At 69.0% G+C, this 10,529-nt stretch carries 10 protein-coding genes; 3 read left to right on the forward strand and 7 right to left on the reverse strand.

The features are described 5' to 3' along the window. The first annotated feature begins 17 nt into the window (after window positions 1–17). From KY5_RS06290 to KY5_RS06300, 3 genes are read left to right on the forward strand one after another with little or no spacing between them, the layout of a single operon-like run. Window positions 18–770: a toll/interleukin-1 receptor domain-containing protein gene (locus tag KY5_RS06290; RefSeq protein WP_098241274.1), complete on the forward strand. Its 753-nt coding sequence runs from the start codon at window positions 18–20 to the stop codon at window positions 768–770. Continuing rightward, the gene (locus KY5_RS06295) at window positions 767–2,716 is read left to right on the forward strand and encodes a hypothetical protein (protein ID WP_098241275.1); all 1,950 of its coding nucleotides are present in this window, start codon (window positions 767–769) and stop codon (window positions 2,714–2,716) included. Before KY5_RS06290 ends, KY5_RS06295 begins: the two co-directional genes overlap by 4 nt. A gap of 20 nt (window positions 2,717–2,736) precedes the next feature. After that, window positions 2,737–3,837: a hypothetical protein gene (locus KY5_RS06300; protein WP_159072497.1), complete on the forward strand. Its 1,101-nt coding sequence runs from the start codon at window positions 2,737–2,739 to the stop codon at window positions 3,835–3,837. Window positions 3,838–3,903: 66 nt separating this feature from the next. On the opposite strand, the gene metK is transcribed toward KY5_RS06300, so the two are convergent. The 7 genes from metK to KY5_RS06335 form a co-directional block, all read right to left on the reverse strand. Next, a complete protein-coding gene (gene metK, locus KY5_RS06305) occupies window positions 3,904–5,112 on the reverse strand; it encodes a methionine adenosyltransferase (RefSeq protein WP_098241277.1) in 1,209 nt (402 codons plus the stop codon). A 425-nt stretch (window positions 5,113–5,537) separates the two neighbouring features. Continuing rightward, window positions 5,538–6,794, reverse strand: coding sequence for a bifunctional phosphopantothenoylcysteine decarboxylase/phosphopantothenate--cysteine ligase CoaBC (gene coaBC, locus KY5_RS06310; protein WP_098241278.1), 1,257 nt, complete (start codon window positions 6,792–6,794; stop codon window positions 5,538–5,540). A gap of 72 nt (window positions 6,795–6,866) precedes the next feature. Further along, window positions 6,867–7,139, reverse strand: coding sequence for a DNA-directed RNA polymerase subunit omega (gene rpoZ / locus KY5_RS06315; protein WP_005319902.1), 273 nt, complete (start codon window positions 7,137–7,139; stop codon window positions 6,867–6,869). 45 nt (window positions 7,140–7,184) lie between these two features. Continuing rightward, window positions 7,185–7,778 (reverse strand): guanylate kinase, encoded by a 594-nt coding sequence (gmk, locus tag KY5_RS06320; RefSeq protein WP_098241279.1) that lies wholly within the window; start codon window positions 7,776–7,778, stop codon window positions 7,185–7,187. 38 nt (window positions 7,779–7,816) lie between these two features. Next, window positions 7,817–8,140: an integration host factor gene (locus tag KY5_RS06325; protein WP_005319887.1), complete on the reverse strand. Its 324-nt coding sequence runs from the start codon at window positions 8,138–8,140 to the stop codon at window positions 7,817–7,819. A gap of 405 nt (window positions 8,141–8,545) precedes the next feature. After that, complete coding sequence (pyrF, locus tag KY5_RS06330) at window positions 8,546–9,391, reverse strand: orotidine-5'-phosphate decarboxylase (protein ID WP_098241280.1); 846 nt, start codon at window positions 9,389–9,391, stop codon at window positions 8,546–8,548. Then, window positions 9,388–10,494 (reverse strand): quinone-dependent dihydroorotate dehydrogenase, encoded by a 1,107-nt coding sequence (locus KY5_RS06335; RefSeq protein WP_098241281.1) that lies wholly within the window; start codon window positions 10,492–10,494, stop codon window positions 9,388–9,390. Before KY5_RS06335 ends, pyrF begins: the two co-directional genes overlap by 4 nt. Between the last annotated feature and the right edge of the window lie 35 nt (window positions 10,495–10,529).

The raw sequence follows: 10,529 nt of genomic DNA on the forward strand, positions 1-10,529 counted from the left end.
ATCAGGGAGGACCAGCCGTGCACGAAGTCTTCATCAACTACCGCACGCAGGGCGGCAAGGAAGTCGGATACATGTGTGACGCCGTGCTGTCGGCCCGATTCGGTGCCGACAGCGTGTTCCTCGCGAAGAAGTCCCTCGACCCCGGTCGCAGGTACGCAGAGGACATCATCCAAGCCGTACGCCGCTGTCACGTCCTGCTCGCGTTGATCGACGAACACTGGCTCGACGCCCCTGATGTGCGCCGCCCCGGCAGAAGGGCCCTGGACAATCCCCAGGACTGGGTCCGAAGGGAGATCGAGGCGGCCCTGGGCTCCGGCGCGCTGATCGTCCCGCTCTTCATCGGCAGGCGGGTGGAACAGCTCGATCCGAACCGCCTCCCCACATCATTGTCGGAGCTGGCGGAGCACCAGTACGCACGCGTGGAGTTGCACAGCAAGGACGAAGACCTGGCACGGCTCGGCGACCGTCTGGTGCGTCAGGTCCCCGAACTCGCGAAGCTGGACAGCCAGGGCCGACCGGATGCGCCGACGGAGTCCGCGCCGGAAACCAGCCTGCGCACGGACCACCAGAGCGGAGGGATCGGCCAGGTCGGCGGCTCTGTAGGGAGCTTCGTCAACGAGGCCCACGGTCCGTTGCACACGGGGAGCGGCGACCAGTACCACGGCCCTCGCATCACTGGGGACGGCACCAACTACATCTCCGGAGACAACAGCGGTGAGATACGTCAGCGCTTCGGGTCCCGCCGACCGCGGAGGGACGACGAGCAGTGAACGAGTTCCCGGGCTCGATCATCAACGAAGCCCGCAGCGCCGTGCACAGCGGAGAGGGCGCCCAGTACAACTTCTATGTCCAAGCCGCCGCCTCTCGACTGCGCGAGCAGGCCAGCAGGCGCCCGCTCGTGATCGCACGGGCCGACCGTGAACACCTCTACCGGCGATTCGTACCGCCGCCCCGCCTGCAGCAGGCCCGGCAGTTGCTCCACGACTCGTGCGCGGTGCTGCTCGACGGAATCCCGGGCAGTGGCCGTCGTACCGCCGCCTTGATGCTGCTCCACGAACTCCCCGATGCCTCCGGAAGTTTCCACGAACTCCCCGACACCTCTGACGACACGACGGCCTCGCCGCTCGACGTGCACGACATCCATCACGGCGATCGGCTCTTGCTCGACCTTTCCGAGGTGGACGAGTCGCGGTATCTGGGGATCCAGGAAGAGTTCTCCGACTTCCGCAGCCACCTCGCGAGGAAGAGCGCTCACCTGGCGATGGTCCTTCCGCACCACCTCAGTTACCTCCTGCGGGGCGAGCTTCGCCCTCTCACCGTGGGCATGGGCCGCCCGTCGCCGAAGAGACTGTTCATACGTCACCTGCGGTGCGAGAACATCTCGCCGAGGGAAGACGAACTGAACGGTCCGGACCTCACGGCTCACCTGGCCCGAGCGCCGATGCGCGACGTAGCGGCCCTGGCCGATCGCATCAGGCGCTGCCGGGACACTGCGGGAGCGGACCAGGGGTTCCCTCACTGGCTCGCCGAATCCCTGGCAGGCGCCGCGGACCACACCGCGCGCGTGGCGGCGGACATCTCCGCGGAGCAGAACGGCCGCAGGAAGGCGCTGCTGCTCTCGCTCGCGGTGTTCCACGGCACCCTCCCCAGCGCGATCCTCCAGGCGACGAACGGCCTTCTGACTGTTCTCGGCCATCCCCCGGACACCACTCCCCGGCTGGAGCACAGCGACCTCCACGCGGAGCTCACCGCGATCGGTGCGGAGACTCTGCCGGACGGCCGCGTCCAGTTCCGCCTCCAGGGATACGACCAAGCCGTCCGGAACCACTTCTGGACGTTCCTGCCGGACATCCGATGCCAACTGCGGGACTGGTTCAGTACCTGCCTGACGCAGACGGGGGCCGATCAGTCCGAGAGGAGCGCCGCCGTCGCCCGGTACGCCGAGCAGGGCCTACGGACCCATCGGCCCGAGGATCTGACATGGCTGGCCAAGCAGTGGACGCTGTCCACCGCCCGGGCCGACCTCCTGCCGGATGCCTCACAGGTACTCGCTCTCGGCCTCGCGGACGACCAGCACGGCCGGTTCTTCCGGCAGCAGATCTACGACTGGTCCAAAGACACGACGACGAGTCCCGGGCTACGACGCGTCCTCATCCTGGTGTGTTCGGAAGCCATGGCACGCTCCCACCCGGATCAAGCCCTCGTCCGCCTGCACCACCTGGCACGACGGAGCTCAGGAACGCTCGGAGCGGATGCCCGCCAAGCGGTGGTCGGCCTTGCCAGGACCGACAACCGGCTGTACCGCAGAATGCTGGACCGCTTGGCCACGGGAATCGCCCAGGGGCATTGGGCCACTGATGTCGACTTGTTCCTGACCCTCGCCGACCCGGTACGCCTGATCCGCTCCCCCAGTGTGAGGGACAGCCTCGCCCTCGGATGGACCGGCGTACTGAACCGTCCGGCCGACTACTGGACCACGCGAACCGTGGGTTGGCTCAACGCCTGCAGTGACGGCCGCTATCGCGATCCGGCTCTGGACGTACTCGTCGCCGCCTCAGCGACCGACGTCCGCGCCTCGGGCCGCCTGTACCGCGTCGCTCTCGACTGGTCGCGCGCCGACACGGGCGACACGTCCAGGCGCGAGGAGACCGTCTCCGACCTGCTGCGGAAAATCAATGCCGCTCAGGGCATCACGCCCTACAGCCACGCCGTCTGACACCGAAACCGGGGGCCACCATGAGTTCTGGTCAGAAGACGATGACCGCCTTCGTCACCGTCATTCTCGGACTGATCCTCGTCATACTCGGCCTGAGCGCCAGCTGGCCGCCTTGGGCCTGGCCTGCCACGGCTGCGTTGCTCCTCGTCATCGCGCTGGTGACGCACCGGGTCCTGGACCAGGGATCGGACTCTCCCCCTCCGTACTTCCCTCCGGATCCCGACGAGCCGCTGCCGAGTCCGCAGCGTCAGGAGCAACGCGTCGCGTACGTCGCGCTGCCGAGCTCCGTCGCGGACTATGACTTCTCCTTCTCCGCCACTGTGCGATGGGCGCTGCTGGAGGCCCCCGATGACGCCCCGTACATCAATCCCGCGGGACTGGCGATCGACGCCGTGCTGCAGCGCGCGAGGGCGGTGACAGCTCAACAGCCGCCTCACCAGGCAGCGTTCGTGCAACATCAACTCGACGGGGCCCTGGGCACGATGCGGCCCGACGCGACAGGCCGCATCCTGGCGATGGCCCTGGACGTCTCTCTCCATCTCTCGGACATCGACCGCGACCGCCTCGCCAAGCTCTCCAACGTCCGCAAGGACGAGGACGTTTGGGAGCACGAGCGCAACTACGAGCGGAGCAAGCGCGCCTACCTGGGCGATGACGTCCTCAAGGACCCCGGGAGCGCCGTGGTGTGGTGGCTCGCCAGGAACGACGAGAAGGTGGAAGGGGCCGTCGATCGCATCGGACTCCTCGCCCGGCTGTCAGCCGCGGCCAACAACGAACGAGTCGCCCCCGCCTTCGAGCACTTGGCGGCTCCGACGATGCCCGCGTTCGCGGCCTCCGCCTCGGAGGGAGGCCCTCGTTCGACACCGACGTGGGAACCGCTGGGTTTCTCGGCCCTGCCCGATGACGAAGCGGCCGACGAAGCACGGGAATCGCCACTCGACTCACTGCTGGCGTGGTTCGGCTTCTCCGCGGACGACGAGGACCTGGAGCTGTTCGCCGAGAGGGTCATCGATCTGGCGAGGGCTCATGGCAAGGCGGATGTCATCGATGAGGTGAAGCGCCGCTTCCAGCCCACCCGGCCCGACAGCGATGACGCGTCGCCGCCGGAGTACGCCCCGTGACGCGGCGGGGCCCGGCTCTCAGAGAGAGCCGGGCCCCAAAACCCAGCGAAATCGCAGCAGCAGACCCTACAGCCCAGCCGCCTTGCGCAGCGCCTCGACCCGGTCCGTGCGCTCCCACGTGAAGTCGGGGATCGCGCGGCCGAAGTGGCCGTACGCCGCGGTCTGCGAGTAGATCGGGCGCAGCAGGTCGAGGTCGCGGATGATCGCGGCGGGGCGCAGGTCGAAGACCTCGCCGATCGCCGTCTCGATCTTGTCCGTGTCGATCGTGGCCGTGCCGAACGTCTCGACGAAGAGGCCGACCGGCTCGGCCTTGCCGATGGCGTAGGCGACCTGGACCTCGCAGCGGGCCGCGAGGCCCGCCGCGACGACGTTCTTGGCGACCCAGCGCATCGCGTACGCCGCCGAGCGGTCCACCTTGGAGGGGTCCTTGCCCGAGAAGGCGCCGCCGCCGTGGCGGGCCATGCCGCCGTAGGTGTCGATGATGATCTTGCGGCCGGTGAGGCCCGCGTCGCCCATCGGGCCGCCGATCTCGAAGCGGCCGGTGGGGTTGACCAGGAGGCGGTAGCCCTCGGTCTCCAGCTTGATGCCGTCCTCGAGGAGGGCCTTCAGCTCGGGCTCGACCACGAACTCCCGGATGTCGGGGGCCAGGAGCGAGTCCAGGTCGATGTCCGAGGCGTGCTGCGAGGAGACCACGACCGTGTCGAGGCGGACGGCCTTGTCGCCGTCGTACTCGATGGTGACCTGGGTCTTGCCGTCGGGGCGCAGGTAGGGGATGGTCCCGTTCTTGCGCACCTCGGACAGGCGGCGCGAGAGGCGGTGCGCGAGGTGGATCGGGAGCGGCATGAGCTCCGGGGTCTCGTCGCAGGCGTAGCCGAACATCAGGCCCTGGTCGCCCGCGCCCTGCTTGTCGAGCTCGTCCTCGTCGCCCTCGACGCGCTTCTCGTACGCCGTGTCGACGCCCTGCGCGATGTCGGGGGACTGCGAGCCGATGGACACCGAGACGCCACAGGAGGCGCCGTCGAAGCCCTTCTTCGAGGAGTCGTAACCGATCTCGAGGATCTTCTCGCGCACGAGCTGCGCGATCGGCGCGTACGCCTTCGTCGTGACCTCGCCGGCCACGTGGACGAGGCCGGTGGTGATCAGCGTTTCCACGGCGACCCGGGACTTCGGGTCCTCTCGCAGAAGCGCGTCGAGAATGGTGTCGCTGATCTGGTCAGCGATCTTGTCGGGGTGACCCTCGGTCACAGACTCCGAGGTGAAGAGGCGCCGGGACACATCGCTCCCTGTGGTTGCAGCGGCTGCTGGCTGATCATTGGTGGACGCACCGAGAGCTGCGCTCGGCGTCGTCCGTGACCAGTTTATCGGTCACACTCGTCCGCCGGACCACATGTCTCGCCACTTGGGAGCCCTGTGACCTGCGGCACTGCATTGTGCGGTACGACGATCACCCTCCGCCAGACCGCCTCTCGCCCGTTTTTTTCGGATTTGAGGCGCCCGGTAGGGCGAAAATGACATTCAGCCCTGGCGATGGAGACCACGTCAAGGCATAGGTCGGAATGTGGCCAAGTTCCGCCGAGAGACGAAAGAAAGGAAAGAGACGGGACAGGAACAGGGCAGGAACGGGGGCGGCAACGGGAGGGGAAGCGGCGAGGAAAAGCGGACCGAATACATCCGCCCTCCCCTCGCCTCGTTTCGTCTCGTTATGTGAGACGCGCGGCCACCAAATCCCACACCGTGTCCGCCAGCGCTTCCTTCGGACCGTACGGAACCGGGGTCTCGCTGCCGTCGGCCCCCAGCACCACGGCCTCGTTCTCCTCGGAACCGAAGGTCTTGCGCTCGCCGACCTCATTGACGACGAGCAGGTCGCACCCCTTGCGTTCCAGCTTGGCCCGGCCGTTGGCGAGGACGTCGTCGGTCTCGGCCGCGAAGCCGACCACCACCTGGCCGGGGCGCGGCCTGTCCCCCGAGATCTCCGCGAGGATGTCCGGATTGCGGACCAGAGCGATCGGCGCGGGCTCCTGGCCGTCCTTCTTCTTGATCTTTCCGGCCGCGTACGTCTCGGGCCGGAAATCGGCGACGGCGGCCGCCATCACGACGGCGTCGGCGTCGGCCGACGCTTTCAGGACGGCCTCGCGCAACTGCACGGCGGTGCCGACGGGCACCACGTCCACGCCCGCCGGGTCGGGCAGCGCCGCGTTCGCCGCGACGAGCGTGACGCGGGCGCCGCGCGCCGCAGCGCTGCGGGCAAGCGCGTAGCCCTGCTTGCCGGAGGAGCGGTTGCCCAGGAAGCGGACCGGGTCGAGGGGCTCACGGGTGCCGCCCGCGCTGACGACGACGTGGCGCCCCGCGAGGTCCTGGGCCAGGTCGCCGCGGGCCAGGACCCGACGTACGACCTCGAAGAGCTCGACCGGGTCGGGGAAGCGGCCCTTGCCGGTGTCGACGCCGGTGAGGCGGCCGACGGCGGGCTCGACGACCAGGGCGCCGCGGCGGCGCAGCGTGGCGACGTTCTCCTGGGTGGCCGGGTGCTCCCACATCTCGGTGTGCATGGCTGGGGCGAAGACCACCGGACAGCGGGCCGTCAGGAGCGTGTTGGTGAGCAGGTCGTCGGCGAGGCCGTGGGCCGCCTTGGCGAGCATGTCGGCGGTGGCGGGGGCGACGACGACGAGGTCGGCGTGCTGGCCGATGCGGACGTGCGGCACCTCGTGGACGTCGGACCAGACCTCGGTGGAGACCGGGTTGCCGGAGAGCGCGGACCAGGTGGCCGCGCCGACGAAGTGCAGCGCCGACTCGGTGGGCACAACGCGCACGTCATGACCGGACTCGGTGAGCCGCCGCAGCAGCTCGCACGCCTTGTAGGCGGCGATGCCGCCGCTGACCCCCAGGACTACCTTCGGCTTCTCGGCCACTGCGTCTGTCTCCCCGCGCTCGGATCCACGCTCGGATGCGTATGGGTCCATGACACACCACAGGCCCGGCAGCCGTGCTGCCGGGCCTGTGGTGAAGGGTACGTAACGCCTGTTGAGCGGGGCTTACTGAGCCGGGCCCTCGATGGCCTCGGAGGTCAGCAGACCGGCGTTGATCTCGCGGAGCGCGATCGACAGGGGCTTCTCGTGGACGTGCGTGTCCACCAGCGGACCGACGTACTCCAGGAGGCCCTCACCGAGCTGCGAGTAGTACGCGTTGATCTGGCGCGCGCGCTTGGCGGCGTAGATCACGAGGCTGTACTTCGAGTCGGTGGCTTCGAGCAGCTCATCAATCGGCGGGTTGATGATGCCCTCGGGCGCGGTGATGGAAGAGGACACTCTCTGCCTTCCGAAGGGGATTGAAAGATCAAACTTAGGTGAAGATCAAAGAACCTTCATCAAGGCTAGCAGCTCACGGGCCACGTCCTCGACGGAGGTGTTGACCAGGGTCGTGTCGAACTCGGCCTCCGCGGCCAGCTCGATCTTGGCGGCGGCGAGCCTGCGCTCGATGACCTCGGGCGCCTCCGTGCCGCGCCCGGTGAGCCGGCGGACCAGCTCGTCCCAGCTCGGCGGGGCGAGGAAGACGAGCTGCGCCTCGGGCATCGACTCGCGCACCAGGCGCGCGCCCTGCAGATCGATCTCCAGGAGGACGGGCTCGCCCGCCTCCAGACGTTCGAGGACCGCGCGGCGCGGGGTGCCGTAGCGGTTGCCCGCGAACTCGGCCCACTCCAGGAGCTCGCCGTTGGCGATCAGCTTGTCCATCTCCTCGTCGGAGACGAAGAAGTACTGGACTCCGTGCTTCTCGCCGGGGCGCGGCTTGCGCGTGGTGGCCGAGACCGAGAGCCAGACCTCGGGGTGTTCTTTGCGCATATGAGCGACGACCGTGCTCTTGCCGACCCCGGAGGGGCCGGAGAGCACGGTCAGCCGCGGACGTGCGTCCGGGGGTACGGGGGTCGTCCCCCGGGATGTTGCAGCCATGCAGCGATTATCCAGGTTCTCAGGAGTGCCTGAGAACGTCAGGCGGCGCCACCGCCGAACTCACGCTCAAGTGACGCGATCTGGTTGGAGCCGAGACCGCGCACACGGCGGCTCTCGGAGATGCCAAGACGCTCCATGATCTGCTTGGCGCGGACCTTGCCCACGCCCGGCAGGGACTCCAGGAGGGCGGAGACCTTCATCTTGCCGATGACGTCGTTCTCCTGGCCCTGCTTGATGACCTCGTGAAGCGAGGCACCGGAGTGCTTGAGTCGATTCTTGACCTCGGCCCGCTCCCGGCGAGCCGCGGCGGCCTTTTCGAGCGCGGCTGCGCGCTGTTCAGGGGTAAGGGGCGGAAGAGCCACGCCTACGTCACCTCGGATGTCGAACTGTCGGATACGGACCGGTGAGGAACCTAGTCGCCCCACACCTGGCGAGCAACGTGCAACGCGATTGCCCGTTGGCTCTCGTCGGAGACTAGCGGCCATGGCCGCTGGAGTCAGCGAGAACAGACGAAAAGTCCTGGTCAGCCTCTACCGAGCCGTACATAACGGGCATTTCGCCCCGGATTTGGCTCGGTGAGTCATCGACAGACCGTCAACAGGAGACATGCGGCGCGACCTGCCGCGTCGTACCGAGTCGGTGGATCTTGTCGACCACGGCCACGAGGGAACGCGAAAACGGCGTCGCCCCGGCTCCGGAAGTCCGGAACCGGGGCGACGGACGCGCCCCTTACAGGGCGGCTCCCGATCGTGGGGCGGCTCGCCGCGTCACGCCGCGGCCACCGCCTCCCGGACCTCGGCCGCGAAGCGCTCGGCGGCCTCGCGCAGCCCGGCCGCGTCGGGGCCGTACCGCAGCACGCCGCGGCTGACGTTCGGCACGACGTTGCCCACCGCGGCGCCGAAGACGCCCGGCAGATCGGCGGGCGTGGCGCCCTGGGCGCCGATGCCGGGGGCGAGGAGCGGGCCGTTGATCGCCAGGTCGTACGAGGACAGGTCGCCGAGGGTGGCCCCGACGACGGCGCCGAAGGAGCCCAGGGGCGTCTCGCCCGCGTTCTCGGCGGCGAGGTGGCCGAGGACCGTGGCGCCGACCGTGCGGCCGTCCTCGCGCACCGCGTGCTGCACCTCGGCGCCCTCGGGGTTGGAGGTGAGGGCGAGCACGAAGAGCCCGGCGCCGTTCTCGCGCGCGAGGTCGACGGCCGGCTTCAGGGACCCGTACCCGAGGTAGGGCGAGACCGTGAGCGCGTCGCTGAACAGCGGCGAGTCCTTGTGCAGGAAGGTCTCGGCGTACGCGGCCATGGTCGAGCCGATGTCGCCGCGTTTGGCGTCCATGACGACCAGGGCGCCCGCCGCCCGCAGTTCCTCGACGGCCTTCTCCAGGACGGCGATGCCGCGCGAGCCGAAGCGCTCGAAGAACGCGATCTGCGGCTTGAACACGGCGACGGTCCCGGCGAGCGAGTCGACGACGGTCCGCGTGAACCGCTCAAGACCCGCGATGTCGTCGTTCAGACCCCAGGCGGAGAGCAGCGAGGCGTGGGGGTCGATGCCGACGCAGAGCGGTCCTCGCTCGTCCATGGCGTGGCGCAGGCGCGTGCCGAAGGGTTCAAGGGCGCTCATGCGGGCTTCCTCACGTCGGCGCCGACGGCGTCGGCGAGGGTGGCGTACGGGCTCGTCCGCAGGCGCGCGGCGAGGCCCTTGTGGAGGGCGCGGCCCCAGAAGGGCCCTTCGTAGATGAAGGCGCTGTAGCCCTGGATCAGCGTGGCGCCCGCGAGGATGCGCTGCCAGGCGTCCTCGGCGTTCTCGATGCCGCCGACGCCCACGAGCGTGATGCGGTCGCCCACGCGCGCGTAGAGGCGGCGCAGGACCTCCAGGGAGCGCTCCTTGAGCGGTGCTCCCGACAGTCCGCCGGTCTCTCCGTAGAGGGCGGGTTCGGATTGCAGACCGAGGCTCTCGCGCGCGATGGTCGTGTTCGTGGCGATGATGCCGTCGAGACCGAGCTCCACGGCGAGGTCGGCGACGGCGTCGACGTCCTCGTCCGCGAGGTCCGGGGCGATCTTGACGAGCAGCGGGACCCGGCGGTCCGTGACGCTGCGGTCGGCGGCCTCGCGCACGGCGGTGAGCAGTGGCCGCAGGGATTCGGTGGCCTGGAGGTTGCGCAGGCCGGGGGTGTTCGGCGAGGAGACGTTGACGACCAGGTAGTCGGCGTGCCGGGCGAGCCGCTCGGTCGACTTCACGTAGTCGGCCGCGGCCTCCTCCTCGGGCACCACCTTGGTCTTGCCGATGTTCACGCCGACGACGGTGTGGAAGACCGGCGTACGGGCCGCGAGGCGCTCGGCGACGGCCGCCGAACCCTCGTTGTTGAAGCCCATGCGGTTGATCAGCGCGCGGTCGGGGATCAGGCGGAAGAGCCGCTTCTTGGGGTTGCCGGGCTGCGGTTCGCCGGTGACCGTGCCGATCTCGATGTGGTCGAAGCCGAGCATCGACATGCCGTCGATCGCGACCGCGTTCTTGTCGAAGCCCGCGGCGAGCCCGAAGGGGCCGTGCATCCGCAGGCCGAGGGCCTCGGTGCGCAGCTCCTTGTGGCGGGGCGCGAGGACGGCCGCGACGAACGTGCGAAGGACGGGGATCCCGGCCGCGAGGCGGATCCAGCGGAAGGCCAGGTAGTGGGCCTTCTCCGGGTCCATGCGCTTGAAGACGAGGTGGAAGAAGAGCTTGTACATGTGTGTCCTCAGGGGGTGCTCACCGGAAGTCAGGG

This window comes from Streptomyces formicae, assembly GCF_002556545.1.
GTDB lineage: Bacteria > Actinomycetota > Actinomycetes > Streptomycetales > Streptomycetaceae > Streptomyces > Streptomyces formicae_A.